Annotated in this window: 20 protein-coding genes and 3 pseudogenes; 15 read left to right on the forward strand and 8 right to left on the reverse strand. The window is 65.4% G+C overall.

Features of this window, described 5'->3' with window-relative positions; genetic code table 11:
* Nucleotides 1-2 precede the first annotated feature (2 nt).
* A complete protein-coding gene (locus tag AB3L03_RS30420; RefSeq protein ID WP_085383980.1) occupies nucleotides 3-449 on the forward strand; it encodes a cytochrome c in 447 nt (148 codons plus the stop codon).
* 289 nt (nucleotides 450-738) lie between these two features.
* Nucleotides 739-2,034: a cystathionine gamma-synthase family protein gene (locus AB3L03_RS30425; RefSeq protein ID WP_085383979.1), complete on the forward strand. Its 1,296-nt coding sequence runs from the start codon at nucleotides 739-741 to the stop codon at nucleotides 2,032-2,034.
* Nucleotides 2,035-2,111: 77 nt separating this feature from the next.
* Here the strand turns inward: AB3L03_RS30425 and AB3L03_RS30430 are convergent.
* Nucleotides 2,112-2,529: pseudogene (locus AB3L03_RS30430) on the reverse strand (CHRD domain-containing protein).
* 155 nt (nucleotides 2,530-2,684) lie between these two features.
* Between AB3L03_RS30430 and AB3L03_RS30435 the strand changes: the two are divergent.
* Nucleotides 2,685-3,614, forward strand: coding sequence for a cytochrome c (locus tag AB3L03_RS30435; protein ID WP_085348821.1), 930 nt, complete (start codon nucleotides 2,685-2,687; stop codon nucleotides 3,612-3,614).
* Nucleotides 3,615-3,638: 24 nt separating this feature from the next.
* On the opposite strand, the gene AB3L03_RS30440 is transcribed toward AB3L03_RS30435, so the two are convergent.
* Nucleotides 3,639-3,884 (reverse strand): Lrp/AsnC family transcriptional regulator, encoded by a 246-nt coding sequence (locus AB3L03_RS30440; protein WP_007602021.1) that lies wholly within the window; start codon nucleotides 3,882-3,884, stop codon nucleotides 3,639-3,641.
* A 129-nt stretch (nucleotides 3,885-4,013) separates the two neighbouring features.
* On the opposite strand from AB3L03_RS30440, the gene thiD reads away from it, so the two are divergent.
* From thiD to AB3L03_RS30460, 4 genes are all read left to right on the forward strand, one after another.
* Nucleotides 4,014-4,814 carry a bifunctional hydroxymethylpyrimidine kinase/phosphomethylpyrimidine kinase gene (gene thiD / locus AB3L03_RS30445; protein WP_085394499.1) on the forward strand — a complete coding sequence of 267 codons (801 nt, stop codon included), beginning with the start codon at nucleotides 4,014-4,016 and terminating at the stop codon, nucleotides 4,812-4,814.
* Nucleotides 4,815-5,019: 205 nt separating this feature from the next.
* Nucleotides 5,020-5,832: a UDP-2,3-diacylglucosamine diphosphatase gene (locus AB3L03_RS30450; protein ID WP_007602023.1), complete on the forward strand. Its 813-nt coding sequence runs from the start codon at nucleotides 5,020-5,022 to the stop codon at nucleotides 5,830-5,832.
* 11 nt (nucleotides 5,833-5,843) lie between these two features.
* Entirely contained in the window at nucleotides 5,844-6,884 is a 1,041-nt protein-coding gene (locus AB3L03_RS30455; RefSeq protein WP_247412173.1) for a glycosyltransferase family 1 protein, read from the forward strand.
* Between the two features lie 63 nt (nucleotides 6,885-6,947).
* Nucleotides 6,948-7,931, forward strand: a complete 984-nt coding sequence (locus AB3L03_RS30460; protein WP_018457523.1) for a threonine/serine dehydratase — start codon at nucleotides 6,948-6,950, stop codon at nucleotides 7,929-7,931.
* Nucleotides 7,932-8,003: 72 nt separating this feature from the next.
* Here the strand turns inward: AB3L03_RS30460 and AB3L03_RS30465 are convergent, their stop codons facing one another.
* A complete protein-coding gene (locus AB3L03_RS30465) occupies nucleotides 8,004-9,806 on the reverse strand; it encodes a caspase domain-containing protein (protein ID WP_368507609.1) in 1,803 nt (600 codons plus the stop codon).
* Nucleotides 9,807-9,969: 163 nt separating this feature from the next.
* Here AB3L03_RS30465 and AB3L03_RS30470 point away from each other — a divergent pair, with 163 nt between their 5' ends.
* Nucleotides 9,970-10,413, forward strand: a complete 444-nt coding sequence (locus tag AB3L03_RS30470; protein WP_018457525.1) for an RbsD/FucU family protein — start codon at nucleotides 9,970-9,972, stop codon at nucleotides 10,411-10,413.
* Between the two features lie 30 nt (nucleotides 10,414-10,443).
* Here AB3L03_RS30470 and AB3L03_RS30475 read toward each other — a convergent pair whose 3' ends face one another.
* Nucleotides 10,444-10,761, reverse strand: coding sequence for an antibiotic biosynthesis monooxygenase (locus tag AB3L03_RS30475; protein ID WP_007602028.1), 318 nt, complete (start codon nucleotides 10,759-10,761; stop codon nucleotides 10,444-10,446).
* A gap of 124 nt (nucleotides 10,762-10,885) precedes the next feature.
* Between AB3L03_RS30475 and AB3L03_RS30480 the strand changes: the two genes are divergently transcribed.
* On the forward strand, nucleotides 10,886-11,245 hold the full coding sequence (locus AB3L03_RS30480) for a hypothetical protein (protein ID WP_039800124.1): 360 nt from the start codon (nucleotides 10,886-10,888) through the stop codon (nucleotides 11,243-11,245).
* 222 nt (nucleotides 11,246-11,467) lie between these two features.
* Here AB3L03_RS30480 and AB3L03_RS30485 read toward each other — a convergent pair whose 3' ends face one another.
* Nucleotides 11,468-12,850, reverse strand: a complete 1,383-nt coding sequence (locus tag AB3L03_RS30485; RefSeq protein ID WP_162496464.1) for a hypothetical protein — start codon at nucleotides 12,848-12,850, stop codon at nucleotides 11,468-11,470.
* A 75-nt stretch (nucleotides 12,851-12,925) separates the two neighbouring features.
* Between AB3L03_RS30485 and AB3L03_RS30490 the strand changes: the two genes are divergently transcribed.
* A complete protein-coding gene (locus AB3L03_RS30490; RefSeq protein ID WP_368507610.1) occupies nucleotides 12,926-14,122 on the forward strand; it encodes an MFS transporter in 1,197 nt (398 codons plus the stop codon).
* On the opposite strand, the gene dgcA is transcribed toward AB3L03_RS30490, so the two are convergent.
* Nucleotides 14,092-15,087 carry an N-acetyl-D-Glu racemase DgcA gene (gene dgcA, locus AB3L03_RS30495; RefSeq protein WP_368507611.1) on the reverse strand — a complete coding sequence of 332 codons (996 nt, stop codon included), beginning with the start codon at nucleotides 15,085-15,087 and terminating at the stop codon, nucleotides 14,092-14,094. The two genes, AB3L03_RS30490 and dgcA, sit on opposite strands and share 31 nt — an antisense overlap.
* Nucleotides 15,088-15,230: 143 nt before the next feature.
* Between dgcA and AB3L03_RS30500 the strand changes: the two genes are divergently transcribed.
* From AB3L03_RS30500 to AB3L03_RS30510, 3 genes and pseudogenes are all read left to right on the forward strand, one after another.
* Nucleotides 15,231-16,364, forward strand: a complete 1,134-nt coding sequence (locus tag AB3L03_RS30500; RefSeq protein WP_204511765.1) for an ABC transporter permease — start codon at nucleotides 15,231-15,233, stop codon at nucleotides 16,362-16,364.
* A 2-nt stretch (nucleotides 16,365-16,366) separates the two neighbouring features.
* Entirely contained in the window at nucleotides 16,367-17,137 is a 771-nt protein-coding gene (locus tag AB3L03_RS30505; protein WP_027518968.1) for an ABC transporter ATP-binding protein, read from the forward strand.
* A gap of 16 nt (nucleotides 17,138-17,153) precedes the next feature.
* Nucleotides 17,154-18,031: pseudogene (locus AB3L03_RS30510) on the forward strand (MlaD family protein).
* A 260-nt stretch (nucleotides 18,032-18,291) separates the two neighbouring features.
* Here AB3L03_RS30510 and AB3L03_RS30515 read toward each other — a convergent pair.
* Nucleotides 18,292-24,131, reverse strand: a pseudogene (locus AB3L03_RS30515) (negative regulator of septation ring formation).
* Nucleotides 24,132-24,556: 425 nt separating this feature from the next.
* Here AB3L03_RS30515 and AB3L03_RS30520 point away from each other — a divergent pair.
* Together AB3L03_RS30520 and AB3L03_RS30525 are read left to right on the forward strand one after the other, a co-directional pair.
* Nucleotides 24,557-24,901, forward strand: coding sequence for an Hpt domain-containing protein (locus AB3L03_RS30520; RefSeq protein WP_085383991.1), 345 nt, complete (start codon nucleotides 24,557-24,559; stop codon nucleotides 24,899-24,901).
* Nucleotides 24,902-25,067: 166 nt separating this feature from the next.
* Nucleotides 25,068-25,388 carry a 2Fe-2S iron-sulfur cluster-binding protein gene (locus AB3L03_RS30525; protein WP_045008721.1) on the forward strand — a complete coding sequence of 107 codons (321 nt, stop codon included), beginning with the start codon at nucleotides 25,068-25,070 and terminating at the stop codon, nucleotides 25,386-25,388.
* Nucleotides 25,389-25,400: 12 nt separating this feature from the next.
* On the opposite strand, the gene AB3L03_RS30530 is transcribed toward AB3L03_RS30525, so the two are convergent.
* Nucleotides 25,401-25,868: a thioesterase family protein gene (locus AB3L03_RS30530; protein ID WP_085357942.1), complete on the reverse strand. Its 468-nt coding sequence runs from the start codon at nucleotides 25,866-25,868 to the stop codon at nucleotides 25,401-25,403.
* Nucleotides 25,869-25,899: the final 31 nt, after the last annotated feature.

Genomic DNA, 25,899 nt, shown 5'->3' on the forward strand with positions numbered 1-25,899 from the left:
GAATGAAGCGAGTGTTGGTGGTTGGGGGTGCGCTCCTGCTCGGTATGGGCGCGGTTTGGGCACAACAGGACTCCGTCAAGGAAGTGCAGACTCTCATGAAGGGCAACGGCAAGAACGCCGGCGCAGTGGCGGCCATGGTCAAGGGCGAGAAGCCCTATGATCAGGCCACTGTGGACAGCGCGCTGGCGCAGTTCGAGGACACCGCCAAGAAGCTGCCGCACCTGTTTCCGGCGAGCGCAAAGGGTATGAAGCCCGACGGCGACTACAGCGCCTCGCCGAAGATCTGGGAGGACAAGGCCGGGTTCGATGCCAAGGTCGCGAGCTTCGCCAAGGTCGTCGGCGAGGCCAAGGGCAAGATCAAGGATCTCGACTCGCTCAAGGCGAATTTCCCCGCGGTCGGCAAGGAATGTGGCGGCTGCCACGAGACGTTTCGTGTGAAGAACGGTTGACGGAAGAAAAAGATTCGTAGCCCGGATTGCGCTTTGCTCCATCCGGGCTACTGGGAATCGGGAAAAAGCGGTTGCGAAAGCAGCCGCTTTTTTCATGTCGGCGCGCAGCGCTGCTGGAAATTCTATCCGCAAGGCCTGACGGATCGCTGCCGGAGCAGCTATCTTTGCTCCAGCCGCCGCGGCATTGGCGTGAGCTTTTGACGCTGACGCATCTCTCTCCTGACTGCGTCACGACATCAGGAGTTCCAACCCGCGGCGAGCGCCTCAATCAGCAACAGCGAGACAAGCCATGGTAAAACCGTTCCCGTCTAAGACGCACATCGGCAACCATATGCTGCATCCGGAAACGCTGATGCTGACCTATGGCTACGATCCGCAATTGTCGGAAGGCGCGGTCAAGCCGCCGGTGTTCCTGACCTCGACCTTCGTGTTCAAGACGGCCGAGGACGGGCAGGACTTCTTCGATTTCGTCTCCGGCCGGCGTGAGCCGCCGGAAGGGATGGGCGCAGGCCTGGTCTATTCGCGCTTCAATCACCCCAACAGCGAAATCGTCGAGGACAGGCTCGCGATCTACGAGCGCACCGAGAGCTGTGCGCTGTTCTCATCCGGAATGGCGGCCATCGCGACCACGATCCTGACGTTCGTCCGCCCCGGCGACGTCATTCTGCACTCCCAGCCGCTCTACGGCGGCACGGAAACGCTGCTGACGAATACGCTTGCGCGTCTGTCGATCGGCGCCGTCGGCTTCGCCGATGGCGTCGATGAAGCCGTGGTCAGCCAGGCCGCGGAGGAGGCGATGCGCAAGGGCCGGGTTTCGATGATCCTGATCGAGACCCCGGCCAACCCGACCAACGGGCTGGTCGACATCGCGATGATGCGGCGTGTCGCCGACACCATCGGAAAGGCGCAAGGACACGTTCCGATCATCGCCTGCGACAATACGCTGCTCGGGCCGGTGTTTCAGCGACCGATCGAGCACGGCGCCGATATTTCCCTGTACTCGCTCACGAAATACGTCGGCGGTCATTCAGATCTGATTGCGGGCGCCGCGCTCGGCGCGAAGGCGGTGGTGAAAGGCATCAAGGCGCTGCGGGGCGCCATCGGCACCCAGCTCGATCCGCATTCCTGCTGGATGATCAACCGCTCGCTCGAGACGCTGAGCCTGCGCATGGAAAAGGCGGATGCGAATGCGCGCCTCGTGGCGGACTATCTGCGCGATCATCCCAAAGTGGCCAAGGTGCACTATCTCGGTCATCACGACGCGGCGTCGCCGGACGGACTTGTGTTTGCGCGGCAATGCTCGGGGGCAGGGTCCACGTTCTCGTTCGACATCGTCGGGGGCAAGGCCGCCGCCATGAAATTCCTCAACGCGCTGCAAATCCTCAAGCTGGCGGTGAGCCTTGGTGGAACGGAGTCGCTTGCGAGCCTGCCTGCCACCATGACCCACTCCGGCGTCCCCGCCGACATCCGCCGGAAGATCGGCGTGCTCGATTCCACGATCCGGCTGTCGATCGGCATCGAGCACCCGTCGGATTTGATCGCCGACCTCGCGCAGGCGCTGAACGCAGCCGAACCTGAGGTGTGACGCCTGCGCCAGCGCTACGCGGAATCGAAAAGGGCGGTTGCGCAAGCAGCCGCCCCTTTTGTTGGTCTGTGCGAAGCTTACTTCGTCACCTGACCACGGATCTCGCCCCCCCGGATTGGCCGCGGTGTGGATGTTGACGTAGAGTTTGCCGCCGAGCAGATCGGCGGCCTGCGCGTCGGTCAGCGTCGCCGAGCCCTCGGCCGGGCTGGTCGCAGCGCCTGGGATCGGGATCGCAACGCCGGCGTTCTTGCCGGGCTCGGCAGGTCCGTGGAAATGCGCGGCGGTGGCAGGGCCGGACAGGCCGGAATAGGTGACCTTCCAGGACAGCTTCTTGCTGGCGGCGTCGTAATCCAGATCGGCCGTTCCGGTGCCGCTGCTGGTCGTTGCGGGGACCTCCGACTTGGCGTCGAGCGTTGCTTTCAGCTTTTCCGCGCTGGCCGAACCCGCAAAAGCAACGGCGCCAAGCACTGACATGGCGATGACGATCTTGTTCATGATTTTTCTCCCTGCTGAACCCGTTTGGGCTGCCAAACTTCCAACAGCCGGCATTGCAGTTTATTCCCGTTTCAGGCCGCGGTGGGCTAAATTCTTCGTGGCTGGAGCCGCGAGGACATCGGTCATAAGCTTCGCCGCGATGACGAAAGGACCGCATGTTGCGACGAACAATCTCCGTGGCGCTGCTCGCCGCACTCGCCACAGCCGGCGTCTATTGGTGGCTCAGCGCGCCGGTGGGGGCGGCCGTCGGCACCGCGCCTGCCCGCGTCCCTGATCTTGCCAATGGCCAGGTGATGTTCAACGCCGGCGGCTGCGCCTCATGCCATGCCGTCCCCGACCAGCCCGATCGTCTCAGGCTCGGCGGCGGCGTCGCGATCAAGTCGCCGTTCGGAACGTTCTACGCGCCGAACATCTCGTCCGATCCGACCGATGGCATCGGCAAATGGAGCGAGGCCGAATTCGTCAATGCGGTGATGCACGGAGTCTCGCCCGACGGACAGCATTATTTTCCGGCCTTTCCCTACACGTCCTATCAGCACGCCAGGCGCGAGGACGTGCTCGATCTCTTTGCGTACCTGAAAACGCTGCCGGCCGTCGCAGGCAAGGTGCGCGACCACGATGTGCGCTTTCCGTTCAACATCCGGCGTAACGTCGGCATTTGGAAATTCTTATTTCTGGACGACAAGCCCTTCGTCCCCGACAGCGCGAAGTCACCGCAGTGGAATCGCGGCGCCTATCTCGTCAACAGTTTTGGCCATTGCGCGGAATGCCACAGCCCGCGCAACGCGCTTGGCGGCATCACCGCCGCACAACGCTTCGCTGGAGGCCCCAATCCGGAAGGCGAGGGATGGGTGCCCAACATCACCCAGAAGGGCCTTGGCGAGTGGAGCGCGAAGGATATTGCCTATTTCCTGAAGACCGGCGAATTGCCCGACGGCGACAGCGTCGGCGGCGCGATGACGCGGGTGATCAAGAACACCTCGCAACTGCCGGACGACGATCTCGCGGCGATGGCGGACTATCTCAAATCGCTGCCGCCGGTGGACGGTCCGCCGCGTCCCAAGCGCAAGGAGGGCGGCTCCTGATCGGGCCTGCCCTTTTTCGGACGGTCAACTCGCGCCAAACGCCTTGAAGGTGATGATGGTGAGGGTGTCCTGGATGCCGGGCAGCACCTGCACCTTCTCGTTGACGAAGTGGCCGATATCGGTGTCGTTGTCGACGTAAAACTTCACCAGCAGGTCGTATTGCCCGGCCGTGGAATAGATCTCGGAGGCGATCTCGGCTTCGGCAAGCGCATTGGCGACCACATAGGATTGGCCGAGCTTGCATTTGATCTGGACGAAAAAGGGAACCATCGCGGTCACTCCGAAAGCATATCTGACGGCTAATAGGCCAAACCCGGCCGGATTTAGCAAGCGAACTTGCTGGGCTGGGAGAGGCGCGCTAGGACGGGCCATGGCTTCGAAAACGCTGAAGAGCGCCCCATGACGACACCCGTAGCGCTGACCATTGCCGGCTCCGATTCGAGCGGCGGCGCCGGCATCCAGGCCGACCTGAAGACCTTTGCCGCGCTCGGCGTTTTTGGCGCTTCCGCCATCACGGCGCTGACGGCGCAGAACACCCGCGGCGTCACCGGCATTCACGCCGTGCCCGCCGAATTCGTCACCGCGCAGATCGACGCGGTGTTTTCCGATCTCGAGGTCGGCGCGGTCAAGATCGGCATGGTGGCGCAAGCCGCCAGCATCGATGCGATCGCGGCCGCGCTGTCGCGCTGGGCGCCCGGGCATATCGTGCTCGATCCCGTGATGGTGGCGACGTCGGGCGATCGCCTGCTCGCGTCCGATGCCGTCGATGCCCTGCGCATCAAGCTGATGCCGCTGGCCTCGGTGATCACACCCAATCTGCCCGAGGCCGCGGCTCTGCTCGACGAGCCGGTCGCGGCCAGCGAGGCCGAGATCGAAAGCCAGGGGCGCCGGCTGCTGGCGCTCGGCTGTCGTGCGGTCCTGATCAAGGGCGGCCACGGCGAGGGCGCCGAGAGTATCGATTATCTCGTCGATGCCAGCACCACGATCGCGCTCGCCGCGCCGCGCGTTGCCACAAGCAACACCCATGGCACCGGCTGCTCGCTGTCCTCGGCGGTCGCCGCAGGGCTCGCCAGAGGCGAAGATCTCGAGCGCGCCGTGCGCAACGCCAAGACCTGGATCAGCGCGGCGATCGCCGCCGCCGACCGCTTCAGCGTCGGCCACGGACACGGCCCGATCCATCATTTCCATAAATTTTACTGAACGCCGGTCGCGAGCGCGCCACTGCTAGTCCCTCCCGCCATGCAGCTCCGGGTTCTTGCGGAGGGCGCTGCGACGCCATGTCGCCTGATTGTCGCATGCGACTGATATTCGCGGGTGGGCGAGGCAAGCGCGATTCGTATCTGAGGGTGCCTCAAAGGTTCGATTGGTCATCCCCCTGTCACGGGACATTGTTACAGGCTGGCGCATGGGAAGTTACGATGTGAGTGACGAGAGCCCGGAGCGGCGCTTTCGCACGTTGTTCATCTCCGACGTTCATCTCGGAGCCCGCGGTTCTCAAGCCGATCTTCTGCTCGATTTCCTGCGTTTCCATGATGCCGACACGATCTATCTCGTCGGCGATATCGTCGACGGCTGGGCGCTGAAATCGAGCTGGCATTGGCCGCAATCGCATAACGACCTCGTCCAGAAGCTTTTGCGCAAGGCGCGCAAGGGCGCCAAGGTCATCTACATCCCCGGCAATCACGACGAGTTCCTGCGCAACTATTACGGCACGCATTTCGGCGGCATCGACGTGGTCGAGAACACCGTCCACACCGGCGCGGACGGCAAGCGGTATCTCGTCATCCATGGCGACATCTTCGACCTCGTGGTGCAGAACGCACGCTGGCTCGCCCATCTCGGCGACAAGGCCTACGATTTCGCGATCCAGCTCAATCGCTTCGTCAACTTCTTCCGGCGCATGTTCAAGGTGCCGTATTGGTCGCTGTCGCAATGGGCCAAGCAGAAGGTCAAGAACGCCGTCAACTATATTGGCGCGTTCGAGCAGGCGCTCGCCGCCGAAGCGCGGCGCCACGACGCCGACGGCGTGATCTGCGGCCACATCCATTACGCGGTGATCCGCGACGAGGGCGGAATCCGCTACATGAATTGCGGCGACTGGGTCGAGAGCTGTACGGCGCTGGTCGAGCACGACGACGGCCATTTCGAGATCATCACCTGGGCGGACCAGGCCGAGAAGCCGGCACAGGTCCCGCAGGTCGCAGCCAGAGCTGCATGAAAGGCAGCCTGATGCGCATCCTGGTCGCGACCGACGCCTGGCACCCGCAAGTCAACGGTGTGGTTCGGACGCTGACCAAGCTTGCCGACGCCGCCAAAAGTCTCGACGTCGAATTCTCGTTCCTGACGCCACAATCGTTCCGCACCTTTGCGATGCCGAGCTATCGGGACGTGCGGGTGGCCATGCCGCGCCCGGGCAGAATCGCGAAGCTGATCGAAGAGGCGCGCCCGGACAGCATCCACATCGCGACGGAGGGGCCGATCGGCCTGATGGTCCGCCGCTATTGCCGGCAGCGCAAGCTGCCCTTCACGACCAGCTTCCACACCCGCTTTCCCGAATATGTCCGCGCCCGCGTGCCGGTGCCGGGCTCGCTGATCTGGCGGGCGCTGCGCCGATTCCATAGCCCCAGCCGCGCCGTGATGGCGGCGACGCCGGCGCTCGCCAGTGAGCTGACCGAGCGCGGCTTCGACAATGTCGTGCTGTGGCCGCGCGGCGTCGACCCCCATCTGTTCCATCCCCGCGCGATCGATCTCTGCCTGCCGGCGCCGGTGTTCCTCTCGGTCGGTCGGGTCGCGGTGGAGAAGAATCTCGAGGCGTTCCTCGACCTCGAGCTGCCCGGCACCAAGGTGATCGTCGGTGACGGCCCGGCGCGTGTCGCGCTGGAGGAGGCCTATCCGGACGCGATCTTCCTCGGCGAAAAGCATGGCGAGGAGCTGGCGGACATCTACGCGGCCGCCGATGTCTTCGTGTTTCCGAGCAAGACCGACACGTTCGGCCTCGTTCTGCTCGAAGCCTTGGCGAGCGGCCTGCCTGTCGCGGCGTTTCCGGTGAAGGGGCCCCGCGACGTGATCGGCGATGCGCCGGTCGGCGCGCTCGATCACGATCTGCGCAGCGCCTGCTTCGCCGCGCTCGACATCTGCCGGCAGGACTGCGTGGAATTCGCCGCCAACTACACCTGGGAGGCCTCGGCCCGGGCTTTTGTCGACAGCATTTTGGCCGTCGGCGTGATGCCCGGCCGGAACGGGGCAGAACCGGCGCGATTCGTCGCCTGAGGGGAAGAAGCCCTCGCCCGGAGATGCCTTGCCCGCGCCTCATCCGGCGCGATAACATCAGGCATGACAGAACAGCTTCTCCCGATCGGCCCTGCCGATATCGACGCCGCAGCACGCGTGATCGCACCCTTCGCCGTCCGCACCCCGCTGTTGTCCTTTCCCGTGCTCAATGAGCGTGTCGGCGCAAAGGTCTATCTCAAGCCGGAGATGCTCCAGCGCACCGGGTCGTTCAAGTTTCGCGGTGCCTTCAACAAGGTCGCCTCGATCCCGCAGGACAAGCGCGCCGGCGGCGTGGTCGCGTTCTCCTCCGGCAACCACGCCCAGGGCGTGGCGGCGGCGGCAAAGATCCTCGACATGCAGGCGACCATCGTGATGCCCGCGGATGCGCCGTTGTCAAAGCGCGAGCGAACCAAATCCTACGGTGCGGAGGTCGTGCTGTACGACCGCGACCGCGACGACCGCGAGGCGATCTCGCGCGGCATCGCCGAGAAGCGCGGCGCGACTCTGGTCAGGCCCTATGACGATCCCTTCGTGATCGCCGGTCAAGGCACCGCCGGCCGCGAGATCGCCGAGGACATGGCGGCGCTCGGTCTCAGCCCCGACATCGTGGTCGCCCCGGCCTCCGGCGGCGGCCTGATCGCCGGCGTTGCAACGGCTGTGAAGGCGCGTTTTCCGCTGGCCGAGATCGTGGTGGCCGAGCCCGACGCGTTCGACGATCACGGCCTGTCGCTGACCGCGGGCCATCGCGAGCCGCACGCACCCGCCGGCCGCACCATATGCGATGCGCTGATGGCCCTGATCCCCGGCGAGATGACCTTTGCGATCAACAGCAAGCTGCTCGCGCGCGGCGTGACCGCCTCGGACAAGGAAGTCGGCGCGGCCGTCGCCTTTGCCTATCGCGAGCTGAAGCTCGTGGTCGAACCGGGCGGAGCGGTCGGCCTGGCGGCGCTGCTTGCGGGACGACTTGATGTTGCCGGCAAGAATGTCGTCATCGTGCTCTCCGGCGGCAATGTCGACGCTGATCTGTTTGCCGAGCTGGTGGCCTGATAATCAATCTTCTGACATCAAGAAGGGCAGAGCGTCACCGCTCTGCCCTTTGTCGTGTGTGGCCGACCGCGATCAGTGCATGAAGCCGCGGTGGTTGTTGCCGCCGTTGCCACCCTGGCTCTGGTTCATCGACTGCCGGAAGTTGTTGCTGCCGTTGTTGACGATCCGGTTGGTCTCATTGAACTGCGGGTGGTTGTTGTTCTGCACCTGCACCTTGTTCACGGGGTTGTTGCTGATCTTCGCCCCGTTGTTGATGCGGATCGGGTTGTTCTGGGTCTGAACGTTGACGGGCTTCGTATCGATGGTCGTGCCGCCCTTGCCGACATTGACCGGCATGCTCACGATCTTGCCAGGATTGCCACTGGTTGTGCCGTTGGCAGTACCATTCGGCGTCTTGTTGGTCGCAGGCAGCGTCACGATCTTGCCGATGCCGCCATTGTTGTTGGTGGTGTTGGTCGGCGCAGGCAGGGTCACGATCTTGCCCGGGGTCTGCGACGGCGTGCCGTTCTGCTGGTTGGGCTGGTTGTTGCCCGCCGGCAGGTTGACGATCTGGCCGCCATTGCCGAGCTTGCCGATGCCGTTATTGTCGCCCGACTTCTGCACGATCGGCAAATTGCCGTTCACTTGCGCGCCGCCATTACCCTGCTGCAGCGGCATGTATTTGGGCTGGCCGAGATTGCCGATCTTGAAGGTCGGGGCGATATTCTGCGGCGCCAGGAACTTGGTCGCCTGCATCAAGGGGATCTGCTTCGGCTGCATCTGGAGCTTCAGCGCGACCTGCGCATAGGGCGTGTTGCCGTAGCTGTCGTAGAAGTTCTTGTAGCCGAGCGGCGAGTTCGCGAGCACCGCCTTGTGCCAGGCCTGCGTGAGCAGCAGGTTGTTGAGCAGCCAGCGGACGTGATCGCACAGCGGGTCGTGCGGATACATCGTGATGAATTCCTGATAGTACTCCGGCCGTGCTTCGGACACGACGTAGTCATAGGCCTGGCGCGTCGAGCGGCTCGGCAGATTGGAGGCCATCTGCACCACAGGCGCATTCACCGGTGCGCGGCTGGCGGCAACCGCGGTGTCGCCGAAGAAGGTGAAGTCGGACGTGAGCGACGAGCTCTCCCACGGGATCTGCGCGCCGCTGGTGGTCTGGTTCACTTCGAGGCGCACGCGCTTGAACAGCTGCTCGATCGGCACGTTGGGCTCGCGCGCGACGTTCAGGAAGGCCTGCGTGTAGGGGCTGTGGCCGCCGGTGCCGTCCTGCGCTTCGGCGCCCGGCGCGGTCGAGTAGCCGACGATCGAGCCGTTCGGGGCATCGACGATGGCCAGGCCGCGGCCGGCATCGTTCACGTTCGGGAACGGGTTATTGCGGCAGGCATCGAGGATGACGATGCGCATACGGCTCGGGATCGTCTCCAGCGTCGACATCACGTCGACCAGGCGGACGGAGTTGTTGACGAGTTCGGTCTGGCTCGAGACCTTGGCGTCGACCGGAACGAGGTAGTTCTCGCCGGCGAGTTGCACGCCGTGACCGGCATAGTAGACCATCGCCACCGTGTTCGGACCACGCGCCGACACTTTGGCGGAGAAGTCCTGGACGACGCGGAGCATGTCGTTCTGGGTCAGGTCGGTCGCGGCGACCACTTCGAAGCCGGCGGAGTTCAGGAACTTCGCCATGGACTCCGCGTCGTTGTCCGGATTGGCGAGCTGCGGCGCGTTCTGATAGTTCGAATTGCCGATCACCAGCGCGACACGCTGTTCCGGGCCTTGCAGCGCGGTGCGGGCCGGCTCGACCGGGGCGACTTGCGCGGAAACTGGGCCGCAGGCAAAGCCGAACAGGCTCCCCAGCAGGCTAGCCGTCATCAGGAAAGGTTTTAGGCGGAACATGGCGTGCTCCTTTGGCACTGATCTCGATACGAGATTGGTTGCCGGCAAACTTGGCCGCGTTCGAGTTTCATGTCCGTGATTCCCATCACCATGGTAGGCTGCGTGATCTGAATCACGCTTGGACCTGCCGAGGTGGGCGCCCAATGGGAGGACAGTCCGTCACATGCTGAAATCGATCGATCCGATCCTCACGCCCGACCTGCTTTGGCTGCTGGCTTCCATGGGCCATGGCGACGATCTCGCTTTCGTCGATGCCAATCACCCCTCGGCGCGCATCGCGCAGAGCACGCATTCGCAGCGCTTGATCCAGTTGCCAGGCATGAGCATGGAGACCGCGATTCGCGCCATCATGTCGGTCTATCCGCTCGACGATTTCGATCCCGATCCGGTCCGCGTGATGATGCCGGTCGACGATCCCGACCGCGTCCCCGACGTGCAGCGCGCGGTGCTCGCCGAGATCGAACGCGCCGCCGGCCGGCCCGTCACGCCCGGAAAACTCTCCCGGCCGGATTTTTATCGCGCGGCGGCGGCGAGCTTTGGCGTCGTGCAGGTCGGCGACAGCAGCAGTTACGGATGCTTCCTGATCAGGAAGGGTGTGATCAGCTAGCAGCGCACGATCGAACGATGCGGGACGGCGTCACGCGTGCTCGAATGGTCCGACCTCGCGGATCACCTTGCAGATCTGCAGGAAGCCGCTGGCGTAGAATTCGGCATGTCCTCGCTTCATCGTCTCGACATGTTCGGGATGGGTGCGCCAGGCTTCGAGCGCTTCCTCAGAGGCAAAACGGAACACGGTGAGCTCCTCGCCGTCGTCGGCCTTGAACGACTTGACCGATACAAAGCCGGGAAGACGACTGACGATGTCGTACATGCGCGCGCCGAGCCGGTCGTGCTCGTCGACAGAGGCGCCGTCACGCAATTGCAGATCGCCAATGACAATCACTTCGCCAATCATGTTTCCTTGCCCTTAATCAATAGGATTCCTGCCGCTCGATCTGCTATTCGGTTTCGTGAGGGCTTTGTTACTTGGCACTCGAAATTGAATGGTCATTCCGCAAGCGGCCGTCTATCGTCCATCCATGTCACGCTTTTTATGTCTATCTGTCGCTATCGTCCTATCGCTGCTGCCGGCTGTCGCGCCGGCTGCTTCGATCCAAAAGCGTCCCAAGCAAGCTTGGCATGGTTACGGCTTCCTGCCGGGCTATCGCCAGCCGCTGAGCAACAGCATTCCGCTCTACAAGCAGAAGGAAGCGATGCGGCGGATGTCGCCTAGCGACCGGCGCCATTGGTATATCGATCCGGTCCCCCAATATTACGGCTGGGACGGCGAGTGGCGCTATTTCGGCCGGCCCGGCTTCGGCGGCGGCCGCTACAATGGCGGCAGTTTTGGGCCGTGCTGGACGCGGACGCCGATCGGTGCGGTGTGGAATTGCGGGTGATCGGCTGAGCATCCGTCATTGCGAGCGGAGCGCGCTGCGCTCGCAATGACGTTGAGGAGAGAGTGTTTTCCTCATTCCGCTCTCGTGCGGCGGACGCAGCCTGGCGTCTCTTCGACGGTGCGCTGCAGAGCCGGGGCCATGTGGCGACGGAAGCTGTGGCTCGTGGGTTCCGGATCTGTGCTTCGCTTGTCCGGGACACGAGACGGAGGAGGCCGCATCCCCTTACGAGAAGAACGCGATCTTCTCGGCCTGGGTCATGCGGCGGATTGGCGCCATGGGATCGTTGGCGGCGGCGCGGGGCTTTTGCAGGATGCCGCTGGCGAGGATGGTGGCGCCAAGCGAAGCTTCCGGAACCGGCGACGTCATCGGGAGCGTCGTGGCCTGCGCCGCGCCGAATGTCGCGGATGCTGCCATGACGGGCGCCGGCTGCTCCATCACTTCGGCGGCGGCTTCCGCAATGGCGTTGGTGAGGCGCGCCAGCGATTCCATCGCGATCGGCGCTTCCTCTACGGGCTCCTCCACCACCGCTGCGGCGGCGACTGGCTCGGCTGCGGCCGGCTCCGGTATCTCCGCTGCGATGGGCGCTGCAGCCTCCGCAACCACCGGTTCCGGAACGGTCGCTTCCATCTCGACCGGTTCGATGATCTCGTCGAATTCGGGGTCGGGCGCGGCCATCTCCAGCGCGATGGCCTCGAGGATGGCTTCGTCCTCGGCTTCGGCGGCGGCATCGAGCGAAAATTCGTCCGTCACCTCCGCGAAAGCCTCAGTGGCCGGCTCTTCAAAAGCGATGTCTTCAGGCGCGATCCGGCTCTCGGCGACGGTCTCCGGCTCGAGCGCGGCGTCCGTCGCCTGCTCGGCAACGGAGAAGGCCTCGGAGACGATTCCGGCCGCTTCCACGGCGGCTTCGGGCTCGATCGCCTCTGCGATGTCTTGCGGCGCCTCCGTAAAAGCCACGGGTGCTTCGCTGGCCATCGCCGCGGGCGCGGCCTCCGCCAGCGGAGCTTCCGCAGCGGACGACGGTGCCTCCTGCACCGGAGCCGGCGAGGGGCGCGCGGCCTGCGGTGTTGCGTCAGCGTCGGTTTGGTCGATCCGGTCCTTGAGCAGATCGAATGCGGCCTTGAGGTCGGCGCGGGGGTCGATGGTCGAAACCTGCGCGCAGGCCGCCTCGATCGAGGCGAGCTGCGAATCAATCAGGTCGCAGATTCGGCCGTCGGCACCGATCTCGCGCCAGCGCCAGGAGATCTCCTTGATGATGCGCAGGCCGCGCGGGATCGGTGCGAGGCTCGCCTCGATCGCAGCAGGATCGAACGCCGCGATTGCGATCGTCTCGGCTTCACGAATCGCGTGCCGGATGGCGACCAAGGCTTCGGGGAGGCGGTCCTCGACGACGGGTTGGCGCTGTGCCGCAAGGGCTTCTTCGATTTTCGCGACCGCGTCGAGCACCATGCGGGTATCGGCATTGCGGTTGCGCTTGGCGTATTCGCCGAGGAACCAGCGGCCGCGCGCGGTCTCCATGAAGGCTTCGCGGATCGCGTCGTAATCCTGCTCGTTCGGCTCGGCCGCACGGGCAGACATAGGCGAGAGGGCGAATGCTTCGTTGGCCATGTCAATCTCGTCGCGCAAATCACCGCGCGTTACAGTAACGATCATCACGATATCGACCGAATCGCAATTGGTTTGATGGCACCCGAATCACAAATCCCCATCGCAGCATCTCAGAAGCGGCGATTCGCCGTGAGCCTCGCGCTGTTCTATTCGGCCGTGTTCGCGGTGTCGGGAACGCATCTGCCGTTCTTTCCGGTCTGGCTGAAGGCGATCGGCATCGACGCGGCCTGGATCGGCCTCATCAACGCGCTGCCCGCGATCACGCGCTTCACCACGCTGCCGCAGATCACCGCCTTTGCTGAAAAGAGACATGCGATTCGCGCCGGCATGATGGTGTCGGTGCTGGCGACGGCGATCGGGTTCACGGCGGTCGGCTTGCAGCAGCAGCCGCTGGCGCTGTTCCTGATCTATGCGCTGACCTGCATGATGTGGACGCCGACCATGCCGCTGACCGACGCCTATGCGCTGCGTGGCGTCGCCCGCTACGGGCTCGATTACGGGCCGGTGCGGCTGTGGGGTTCGGCAGCGTTCGCGGTCGGCTCGCTCGCCTGCGGCTATCTCGTAGACCACATCGCGGCGCGCGATCTGATCTGGGTCATCGTCGCCTGGGCCGGGGTTGCGGTCGCCGCCGGCATGCTGCTTCAGCCGCTCGACGACGTCAGGCGACGGACGACAACGGTGCACGCCGGCAAGGCGCTGCTGCGCGATGCCGGCTTCTGGGCCATCATCGTTTCGGCCGCGCTGATCCAGGGCAGTCACGTCGCGTACTATACGTTCTCGGCCATCAACTGGCAGGCCCACGGCCTCGGCGGGCTGACGATCGCGGGCCTCTGGACGTTAGGTGTGATCGCGGAGATCGTCGTGTTCGCGCTGTCGCCGCGCTTCTCGCTGCACCCGTCCTCGCTGATGGCGATCGGGGGCGCGAGCGCGGTCGTGCGCTGGGTCGTCACCGCGTACGACCCGCCGCTCGCGCTGCTCGTGGTCGTGCAGCTCGGCCACGGCCTCACCTTCGGGATGACCATTCTCGGCACGATGAGTCTGCTGGTGCAGCGCGTGCCGTCGCATCAGATCGCGCGGGGGCAGGGCTATTACGCCGCGTGCAACGGGCTGCTGGGTGCGACCACCTCGATCGCGTCGGGCGCGGTCTACGCCCGCATCGGCGACGGCCTGTATTGCGTCATGGCCGCGATGGCCGGTGTGGGTGCGCTTGTGATCTGGTCGGCGCGGCACCGGCTGAAAGCTCATCCCCAGAGCGACGAGTCCGGCGGGTAGACCAGGCTGTCATCATAACGCAGGCCATGATCGCGGTCGCGCGTCAGCAGCAGCGGGCCGTCGAGATCGACGAAGCGCGCCTGCGGTGTCACCAGCATCGCAGGCGCCATCGACAGCGAGGTCGCGACCATGCAGCCGATCATGATCTCGAAGCCGAGCGCTTGCGCGGCGTCCGCCATGGCCAGCGCCTCGGTGAGGCCGCCGGTCTTGTCGAGCTTGATGTTCACGGCGTCGTAGCGCTCGCGCAAGGCTGCGAGCGAAGTGCGGTCGTGCACGCTCTCGTCGGCGCAAACCACCAGCGGCCGCTTGATCCGCGCCAGCGCGTCGTCTTGGCCCGCGGGCAGCGGCTGCTCGACCAAGGTGACGCCGACGGCCTCGCAGGCCGCAAGATTCTGCTCCAGATTGGCCTCGGTCCAGGCCTCGTTGGCATCCACGATCAACTCGGATTCGGGCGCCGCCTCGCGAACCGCCGTGATCCGCTCCGGATCGCCGTCGCCGCCGAGCTTGATCTTGAGCAGCGGCCGGTGCGCCGCGTTGGCAGTCGCCGCCGCCATGGCCTCGGGCGTGTCCAGCGAGATCGTGTAAGCCGTGGTGCGTTCGCCCGGCGCCGGGCGGTCGAGCACGCTCCAGGCCCGCAATCCGGCCGCCTTGGCTTCCAGATCGATCAGGGCACAATCCAGGGCATTGCGGGCCGCCCCGGGCGGCATGGCGGCTTGCAGGGCCTGGCGGGTGAGGCCGCCGGCCACGGCGTCCTGCATGGCCTTGATGGCGGCAAGGGTCGCCTCCGGCGTCTCGCCGTAGCGGGGATAGGGCACGCATTCGCCGCGGCCGGTCAGGCCCTTCCGGCGGACCTCGGCCACAACGGTGACGGCCTCGGTCTTGGCGCCCCGGCTGATGGTGAAACTGCCTGCGATGGGAAAGCGCTCGATTCGCGCAGCGAGGGCAGGAACTTTGCTGGAAGTCATTTTGAACTCTGGCGAAATCTGAACCTGCTGGTTACCTCTAGCAACTAAGGTTAACCAGTTGGGGATACCTTCTCCGGGTAAGGGCGCGTGCGCAACCATCTGATTTCAACCGTTTCTCGCGCCCCGGCACGGGAGCGGACATCTTGAACGGCGATCCGAAGCTGGAACGGATTGCAAAGGGCAATGCGCTGGCACTCTGCGCCACCGGAACCTGGACCGCGAGCTTCGCGCCGGTCCTGGAGCGGATGGTGGCTGACGCCGAGAAGCTCGCCGGCGGCCCGCAAAGCATCTTCATCGACGTTTCCGAGGTCTCCAAGCTCGACACCTTTGGTGCCTGGCTGATCGAGCGGCTGCGCCGCAGCCTGACGCAGGGCGCCGTCGAGGCGCAGATCGCCGGCCTCTCCGCCAATTATTCAAGCCTCGTGGACGAGGTGCGGCGGGTCAGGGCGACGCCCGTCATCGACGCCAGCACGATCACCATCACCGGCATGCTGGAGCAGATCGGCCGGGCCGTGGCCGGTGTTGCCGGCACGGTCGCAGGCCTGGTCGACATGCTCGGCGCGGTGCTCGCGGCGGTCGCGCGCACCCTGATTCATCCGCGCTCGTTCCGCCTGACCTCGACCGTGCATCATCTGGAGCAGGTCTGCTGGCGCGCGGTGCCGATCGTGGTGCTGATCACCTTCCTGATCGGCTGCATCATCGCCCAGCAGGGCATCTTCCATTTCCGCAGGTTCGGCGCCGACCTGTTCGTCGTTGACATGCTCGGCGTGCTGGTGCTCCGCGAGATCGGCGTGCTGCTGGTCGCGATCATGGTCGCGGGCCGCTCGGGCAGCGCCTATACCGCCGAACTCGGCTCGATGAAGATGCGCGAGGAGATCGACGCGCTGCGCACCATGGGTTTCGACCCGATCGAGGTGCTGGTGCTGCCGCGCATGCTCGCGCTCGTTCTCGCGCTGCCGATCCTGGCCTTCCTCGGCGCGATGGCCGCGCTCTATGGCGGCGGCCTCGTCGCCTGGCTCTATGGGGGCGTGCAGCCGGAGGCTTTCCTGCTGCGGCTGCGCGACGCTATCTCGATCGACCATTTCATCGTTGGCATCGTCAAGGCACCTGTCATGGCCGCGGTGATCGGCATCGTCGCCTGCGTCGAGGGGCTCGCGGTGCAGGGCAGCGCGGAATCGCTCGGGCAGCACACGACGTCGTCTGTCGTGAAAGGCATTTTTTTCGTCATTGTCATGGACGGCGTGTTCGCCATCTTCTTCGCCGCGATCGGGATGTGACGATGGCTCCCGAAATTCAGAACCCGATCATTCGCGTCCGAGACATCACCGTGCAGTTCGGCGCGACGCGCGTGCTCGACGGGCTCGACCTCGACGTCAGGCGCGGCGAGATTTTGGGCTTCGTCGGCCCTTCCGGCGCGGGCAAATCCGTGCTCACACGCACGATCATCGGCCTCGTGCCTAAGGTCGCAGGAAGCATCGAGGTGTTCGGCGTCGACCTGGATGCCTCCAATACGTCGCAGCGTCGCAACGTGGAGCGTCGCTGGGGCGTGCTGTTTCAGCAGGGCGCGCTGTTCTCCTCGCTCACGGTGCGGCAAAACATCCAGTTTCCGATGCGCGAATATCTGCGGGTGTCGCAGCGGCTGATGGACGAGATCACGATCGCCAAGCTCACCATGGTGGGTCTGAAGCCTGAGGTCGCCGATCGCTTTCCCTCGGAACTGTCGGGCGGCATGATCAAGCGCGTGGCGCTGGCGCGCGCGCTGTCGCTCGACCCGGATCTCGTCTTCCTGGACGAGCCGACCTCGGGCCTGGACCCGATCGGCGCCGGCGACTTCGACGAACTGGTCAGGACTCTGCAGCGTACTTTGGGGCTGACCGTTTTCATGGTAACCCACGACCTCGATAGCCTTTACACAGCATGTGACCGCATCGCCGTTTTAGGCAACGGTAAGATCATTGCGGCAGGGTCGATCGCCGACATGCAGGCCTCGCAGCATCCCTGGCTGAGGCAATATTTCCATGGCAAGCGCGCTCGCGCGGTGATGGGCTGAGGTGCCGGAGTAGCTGATGGAAACGCGCGCAAATTACGTGCTGATCGGGTCGTTCACGCTGGCGGTGATCGCCGCCGCGATCGGCTTCGTGCTGTGGTTTCAGTCGCTGCACACCACCAAGCAGCGCAGCCCCCTGCGCGTCGTGTTCGAGGGCCCGGCCACGGGCCTGCGCAACGGCGGCAGCGTCAATTTCAACGGTATCCGGGTGGGCGAGGTGGTCTCGGTGAAGCTCGACAACCCGCGGCGGGTTGTCGCACTCGCCATGGTCGAGAATAACGCCCCGATCCGCAAGGACACCCTGGTCGGCCTCGAATTCCAGGGCCTGACCGGCGTTGCCGCGATCTCGCTCAAGGGCGGCGAGGAGGCAGCGCCTGCGCCGCCGCTCGACGAGGACGGCATTCCGACGCTGACGGCCGATCCCAACAAGCTCCAGGACGTCACCGAGGCGATCCGCGGGACGCTCCAGAACATCAACAAGATCGTCGCCGACAATCAAGGTCGGTGAAGAACTCGCTGAAGAACCTCGAGACCTTCACCAACTCGCTCGCCCGCAACTCCGAGAAGATCGACGGCGTGATGGCCAAGGTCGACGGCGTGATGCTCAAGGCCGATAGCCTCATGCTCGGCCTCAACACGCTCGCCGGCGGCAAGGACGGCGGGGAGCTGTTCCAGGCGGTGAAGTCGATCCGCGAACTGGCCGACGATTTCGACAAGCGCTCCGGCGCATTGATGACCGACGGCCGCCGCACGCTCGGCGACATCAGCCGCGCCGTCAACAATTTCGACCGCAACCCGACCCGCGTCCTGTTCGGCGCCAGCAACAACGCGCCGCCAGCCGCGCCGCCACCGCCGCCCGAGCCGCCGAAGCCTGCGGCGACGCCGAGGCGGCAGTAAGGGTCCCCGATGTCGTCCTGGCGAAAGCCAGGACCCATACCGCGAGGTCCATCGATTGCGATCGATGGGAGTACCGAACGACTGATCTTCGCCAAACTCCTCCCTTGGGTAATGGTCCTGGCTCCCGTGCGCAATTGCGCACTAGGCCAGGACGACATCGAGTGTTTGGTCGATCGCTTCGGTCCTAATGACACCCAAAACAAAACGGAGCCCGCGGGGGCTCCGTTTTTCATTCGCTCTTCGCTATCGCTGCGAACCGCTTATCCCAGCCGGCCCGCTGCGTGCGCGAGTAGCGTGTACACCAGGCCCGTCTCCGAGGTCAGGTGGTTGCGCAGCTCCTGCGGGCCGCGTCCGTCGCGGGCGACTTCGTCGAGCAGGCGTTCGAACTCGGCGACATAGCGGTCGACCGTGGCCTTGAAGTTGCGGTCGGAGCGATACTTGCGGGCGACCTCGTCAAAGGCCTTCTGGCCGGCGGGCGTGTAGAGGCGCTTGGTGAAGGCCTTGTTCTCGCCGCGCTGGTAGCGGTCCCACATCTCGGACGCGAGGTTGCGGTCCATCAGCCGGCCGATGTCGAGCGACAAGGATTCCAGCGGATTGCCGCCACCTTGCGGAGCCTGCGGCTGCGGAGCCGGTGCAGCCTGGCGGCCGCGCTGGGGCTCACGTCCGGTGGGCGCACCCTGGTTGGCGTCCGTGCGGCTCAGCAGGTCGGACAGCCAGCCGTCACGGCCCTGGTCGTTGCCGGCCGGCGCCACCGGGGGAGCTTCGGTGCGGCGCGAGGAGGCGGGCATGCCGAGGTCCGGCGGCGGCAGCGTCGAGGCGCTGGCGCTCTCGCGCATGCGCGTCTCGGTGCTGCGCGCGCCGACGGCCGCCAGCATCGGCTCTTCCTGCCGCTGTACGCTGGCGCGGCCCGTCGTGGAGACGTCGAGACCGCGGCCGTGCTGGGCCACGATGCGGTTGAGCTCGGCGAGGGCCTCGATCTGGTCGACGATCACCTTGCGCATCTGCGCAGTGCTCTCGGCGGCCTCCTGCGGCATCTCGAGCACGCCGCGGCGCAGCTCGTTGCGGGTGGCTTCGAGCTCGTTGTGCATCTCGAACGCCATCTGCTTCATGCTGGAGACGAGGTTGGTGAACTTCTCGGTCGACTGCTTGAACATCGCATCCGCCTCGTCGGTGGTCTGGCGGTAGATGTCGTGCATGGCCTCGACGGTCTGCCGGTGCTCCTCTTCGGAGGCCGACCGCACCGCCTCGAACTGGCGGGTGATCGCGGCGGAACCTGCGCCGGCGGTCTCCGCCACGACGCGGGCGATGTCGCGGGCACGCTCTTCGGCAGCCGCCAGCGATTCATCGAGCAGGCCGGTGAAGCGCGACAGGCGCTGGTCGAGATCGGCCGTGCGCAGGTCGATCGTGGTGACGAGCGATTCCAGCGCCTCCTTGCGTTCGGCGAGCGAGGCGGTGGTGTTCTTGTTGCTCTGTTCCACCACCTGCGCGGCCTCGACCAGTGCCTTGCCGTGCGCGTCGAACTGGGTCGACAGCTCGCCGAGATCCTGGAGCGCCCGCGTGGTCTTGCTGTTGAAGACGTTGAGCTGGTCTTCCAGGTTCTGCGTCGCAGCGCCGTTGCGCGAGGTGACGTCGTTCATCGCCGAGACGAAGTCGGCGACGCGCGTCACCAGCGCCCGCTCGAGCGAGTTGAGGTTGTCGTGCGCACCGGTCAGCACCTCCTGGAGCAGGATGTTGCCTTCGCGCAGGCGCTCGAACAGGGCGACCGTGTCGGTGCGCAGGATCTTGCTGGTCTCCTGCATCTCGGTGACGGCCGCGATCGAGACCTGGCGCGACTGGTCGATCGCCGCGCGCGAGGCCTGCTCGAGGTCCTTGAGCGACTTGTTGACGGCACCGGTCGCCATCTCGCTCGCCGAGTTGATGGTCCGCGCCACCTCGGAGCCGTTGCCCATCATGGTCTGCGAGAACGCATGGCCGCGCGTCTCGATCGACTTCAGCGCGTCGGACGTGACGCGGTCGATGTCGAGCGTGAGTTGGCTGGTCTTCGAGCCGATCGCGTCCACGAGCGAGCCGCGCTTGGCGTCGATCATGTTGGCGAGACGGTCGGACTGCTGCTGCACGTAGGTGACGATCTCGTCGGTCTTGCCGGTCATGGCCTGGCCGAAGCTGCTGCTGGCGGCGAGCACCGACCGCTCGACGTCGGCCGAACTCGACTTGACCCGCGAGCTCGCCTCGTTGGAGGCGTTGATCAACGCGTTCTGGGCGTTGAGCGCGCTGGTCTGGATGTCGTTGGTCGCGTTCGCGGTGGCGGTGCTCAGCGTACGCTCGATCTCGCTCGAGATCGTGCGGATCTGGCTTGCGGCATCCGCCGAGGTCGAGGTCAGCGAGGTCTGCGCCTCACGCGCGCTGTTGAGGATGGTCGAGGCGGTGTCGGCGCCGACCGAGGTCAGCGTGCGCTCGATGTCCGTGGTCAGCGACTTGATCTGGCTCGCAGCGTCCGTCGAGGCAGAGATCAGCGTGCCCTGGGCCTCGCGTACGCCGCTGGTGAGCGCCTCGATGGTGGCGCCGCCGGCGGTCGCCAGCGCGCGCTGCATCTCGGCCGCCAGCGAACGAACCTGGCCGGTCTGTTCGGCGGAGACCGCCAGCAGGGTGCTCTGGGCATCGCGGGCGCTGGTCGTGATCGTCTCGGCGGTCGACTGGCCGACCTGCGAGAGCGAGCGATGCACTTCGGCGGCGAGAGACTTGACCTGGCTCGCCGCATCCGAGGACGCGTTGACGAGCGTGCTCTGGGCTTCGCGGGCGCCGGTCATGATGGTCTCTGCCGTCGCGGTGCCCGCCATCGAGAGCGAGCGCTGCACGTCCGAGGACAGCGCCTTGATCTGGTTGGCGGTCTCGCTCGAGGCCGCGATCAGCGCGCTCTGCGCATCGCGGGCGCCGGCGGTGATCGATTCCGCCGTGGTGGTGCCGGCCATCGACAGCGAGCGCTGCACGTCGGCGGTGAGGGTCTTGACGTGGTTGGCGGCGTCCGAGGACGCCGTGACGAGCGTGGTCTGTACCTCGCGGGCACCGGCCAGGATCGAGGCGGCGGTCGCCGAGCCTGCCGACGACAGCGTGCGTTCGACGTCGGCGGTGAGAGACTTGACGTGGTTGGCCGCATCCGAGGACGCCGTCACGAGCGTGGTCTGCACCTCGCGGGCACCGGCCAGGATCGAGGCGGCGGTCGCCGAGCCTGCCGACGACAGCGTGCGTTCGACGTCGGCCGCGAGCCCCTTGATCTGGTTGGAGGCATCGCCCGACGCGGCGACCAGGGTCGACTGGGCTTCGCGGGCGCTGGTCAGGATCGAGTTCGCGGCACCGGTGCCGACGGCGGTCAGCGCACGCTCGACCTCGGCGGAGGTCATCTTGAGCTGGGCGTTGACGTCGGAGGAGACCGTCATCAGCGACTGCTGCGCGGTGCGCGCACCGGTCTGGATGGTCTCGCTGGTGTTGACCACGAGGTTGGTGAGCGAGCGCTCGGCGTCCTCGACATGCGAGCGAGATCGCGGTCGAGATCATCTCGGCGCGGGACATCATGTCGTCGCTGGCCTGGCGTCCGCTGCTCTCGATGCGGCCGGCGACGGCCTCGACGCGCGAGCCGAGCAGGTCCTCGAACTGCGCCACGCGCACGTCGATGTCGCTGGCGACCGCACCGACCTTGGTCTCGATGGCCTGCTGGATGTCCTGGAAGCGCGCCGTGACCGTGTCGGTCAGGTGCATGCTGCGGCCATCGATGATCTCGGCGACGCCGGTGATGCGTCGATCGACCGCCTCGATCGCCTGCGCGGTGCCGTCCGTGAGTGTCGAGGTCAGCAGGGTGAGGCGGAATCGATCGACTGCACGGCCTGCGAGGCGCCGTTCGTCACCGCGCTGGTCAGGTAGGTGAGGCGCGTGTCGATGGATTCGAGCGCCTGCGACGCGCCGCCCGTGAGGGTGGTCGTCAGATGCGTGAGGCGCGTGTCGATCGTCTGGATGGTCTGCGACGCGCCATCGGTCAGCGAGGTCGCGAGGTGGTTGAGGCGGTTGTCGATGGTCTCGACAGCCTGAGACGCGCCGTCGGTCAGCGACGTCGTGAGGTGGGTGAGGCGGGAGTCGATCGACTGGATCGCCTGCGCGGCGCCGTCGGTCAGCGACGAGGCGAGGGTGTTGAGCCGTCCGTCGATGGTCTCGGTAACCGACTTCGCACGGGTATCGAACGACTGTTCGAGCGCGGCGACGCGGCCGACGAGCTGCTCGTCGAAGGTCTTGATGTGACCGTCGATCGTGGAGTCGAGGCTCGAGATCTTGCCGTTCAGCGAGGCATCGAGGTTGCTGACACGTTCGCCGATCGTGGTCTCGAACTGCACCAGGCGCTGGTCGAGCACGGCGGTGATCGCGCCGCCATTGGCGGTGAAGCGAGTGTCGAAATTATCGACATAGGTCTTCAGCGATTCATGGATGTCCTGCGTGCGCTGGCCCATCCGATCGACGATCTCGCCGCCGAAGGTCTTCACGGTGCGGTCGAACTCGGAGATGTGGCGGGTGATCAGCGCGCCCAGCGTGCCGGAGTCGCGGGCGAACTTCTCGACCAGCTCGGTGCCCTGGTTCTTCACCAGCTCGTCGAAGGCGCTCATCTGGAGCGACAGCGAGTCGTGCGCGGTCTCGGTCTGGCTGACGACCTTGGCGACCAGCGTGTTGACGGTGGCGTCGAGCGCTTCGCTCGCCTTGTCGCCGGAGGTCATGATCTGGCCGGCGAGGCGGTTGCCGGCGTCGTCGATCTTGGCGGAGAGGTCGTTGGAGCGCAGCTCGAGCTCGAGCAGCAGCGAGTCCGAAGAATTCTTCAGGCTGTCGTGCACCTGCTCGGTGCGCTCGGAGATGCCGTCGACGATCGCGGCGGAGCGCTGCTCGAACTCGCCCGTGATGCGGTCGATGCGCTCGTTCAACATCTCGTGGACGCGGTCGGCGAGGTCGACGAACTCGTCGTGAACGTGGCCGGTCTTGAAATTGAGGCTGGTGGTCAGCCGCTCGCTGGCGTCGAGCACGGCGCGGGTGGTCTCGTTGCTGGCCTCCTCGAGGCGGTCGAGCAGGTCGCCGCCGCGCTCGCCGAGCGCGAGGATCATGTTGTCGCCGGCGTTGCTGAGCGCACCGGTGATGTGGGCGCCGCGCTCTTCGAGTGCGCCGGTGATGGACTTGGCGACCTCGTCGACGCGCGAGGCGATCGCGTCCGAGATCAGGGCGATGTCATGGCGCAAATCGATCTGCACGCCGGAGATGGCGCTGCGGACCTGCTCGGCCTGGCCGACCAGATTGTCGCGCTGATGCGCGATGTCCTGGAGCAGGGCGCGGATGCGCACTTCGTTGTCGGAATAGGCGCGCTCAAGCGCCGCGACCTCGTTGGCGACCAGCGTCTCGAGTTCGCCGGCGCGCGCGATGGCGCGCTCGATGCCGTCGCCCATCGCCGCAACCTCGCGGCGGATGGCCTGGCCGACGGTCACCATGGAATCGAAGCCGAGCCTTCCGGCTCGGAGAAGCGGATCGCAACCTGGGCCATAGCCTGCGCGACCGAGCTCATTTGTTGGCCGCGCCAGACGAGGCTCGCCAGGAAGAAGAACAGCATGATTGGCGCGAAGAACATCGTGACGAGGCCGGCAATGGCCAACACGCCGCCGCTCTGGCCCATCGCCGCCTGGATCGAAGGCAGGAAGCCGACCGTCAGCGCGGCGCAGGCGGCCAGCCAGATGACGGTGAAGATTGTCGCGCCGGTGTAGATGTTGCGGGTCGGGCGTCCCGTCTGCAACGTCTGCAAGAGCTGGCCGATGGTCGCACGGTCGTCATTGGCGGCGCGGCGCGAGGAGCGCGGCTCCTCGATCTGGTCGAACACCGCGCGTTCGTTCGCGGCGGGGCGCGCGTCGAAGCTCGGTTCGTCGAACATCGGGGGAGCCGGTGGCGCGACGGGGGGCGACGCTTCGCTGCGCATCGAGGCGTTGCGGCTTGTGTCCGCGGCCGTGTCGCTGATGTTCAGGGCCTCCTGGATTGCAGAAAGCGCATCTTCTGTGGGGTCTTTGACCTTTTTCGGAGTGTTTGCCATGTTCAGTCCGAGCCCTCGTTACTTGTACGCGTCCCCCCGCGAGCTCTGCGCGCTACGCAAGCCCACAGTCCGGATCATGCCGCTTACGCGGATCTCCGAGCCATCCCCACCCGGACGGCTTGTCCGCCAATTTCTCCAACATCCTATTGGCAGAGCGTCGCGAATGAAATGCCCGCGATTAAGACATTCTTAATCATCGTTAACAGGATCGTGCCGTAAGGCCTTAGCAATAAATGGAATTCTCCACCGGACTCGCCGGATTGCGGCAACTTTTCGTCAATAAACGGGCAGATTTGCGCAAAACGGCCGGAACATTTCGTTAACCATTCCGTGCTTGGGTGGAGGGAACTTGACCGCCGGACCGGCGGACATCGCGCGATGCCGGGGCCTGCGCCATGATACCTGAACTGCAACGGATGGACTGGATGCCCTCGCCCCCGCTTGCACCCATCGACAGCCCGCTCGACCTCGATCATCTCTCCCGCATGACGCTCGGCGATTCCGAGCTGAAACAGGAAGTGCTGGCGATGTTTGCCGAGCAGGCGGTGCGCCTGATCGCGGCGATGGCAGCGCTCCCGGCCGAGGCCGGCGCGCTCGCCCACAAGCTCAAGGGATCGGCGCGCGGGATCGGCGCCTTTGCGGTGGCGGACGCCGCAGCCAGCCTGGAGACCGCGATCCAGACCGGGCAGGGCCGGCCTCACGCCTTCGCCGCGCTGAAAGAGGCGGTGACCGAGGCGCGCGCCGCCATCGAGGCGATCCTGAATCCTTAAGCCGACAGGGCCAGAACCGTGCTGTAGTCTTTTGTTTTGACGGGTCTTCTTCCCGCGAAGCGGTATTCGCGACTTCATCAAAACGCTATGGCGCCGGGCCGACCGACCCGTTATAGGACAGCCCGGACCCTCCTTCATTCCCTAGATCGCGGCAGCACGAGCACACATGGCGAAAATCCACTTTGTCGATCACAAGGGCGAAACCCGTACGGTGGACGTCGAGAACGGCGCGACTGTGATGGAAGCCGCCATCCGCAACAGCATTCCCGGCATTGAGGCCGAATGCGGCGGCGCCTGCGCCTGCGCCACCTGCCATGTCTATGTCGACGAAGCGTGGCGCGAGAAGGTCGGCAGCCCGACGCCGATGGAAGAGGACATGCTCGACTTCGGCTTCGACGTGCGCCCGAACTCGCGCCTGTCCTGCCAGATCAAGGTCTCCGACGAGCTCGACGGCCTGGTGGTGGCGACGCCGGAACGCCAAGCCTAACTCAGTTAGCTATCATGTGCTCGGCGGCGCGACCTGGATGCCGCGCTTGTGCCAGGGGCTGAGCTTCTCAAGCACTTCCGCGATCAGTGGCGTCGGCCGGCGCGACGCTTCGTCGATCATCACGGCGACCGATGTCGCCGATGCAATGCACTTCCCTTCCGAAAACACCACCTGCTCGAACGTCACCGACGTTCGTCCCAGCTTCACGACGCCGAGACCGAGCTCGATCGTGTTCGGCCAATGCAGCTCCGCGCGAAAATGGATGTCGAGCCGCACCATGATCCAGGCAAGTCCGGGCGGCGTCAGGCCGTATTCCGGGAGCTTCATCAGCGTGACACGGCCGGTCTCGAAATAGGTGGCGTAGACCGCGTTGTTGACGTGCTGGTTAGGGTCGAGATCGCCGAAGCGGACATTGTCGCTGAGGCGAAAAGGGTAGTCCTCCAGGCGCGGCGTCGTATCGAGGCGACTTGGTGCGTTCACCGATTGATCTCCGTCATATCGTTGCTGGTTA

It is taken from the genome of Bradyrhizobium lupini (assembly GCF_040939785.1).
GTDB lineage: Bacteria > Pseudomonadota > Alphaproteobacteria > Rhizobiales > Xanthobacteraceae > Bradyrhizobium > Bradyrhizobium canariense_D.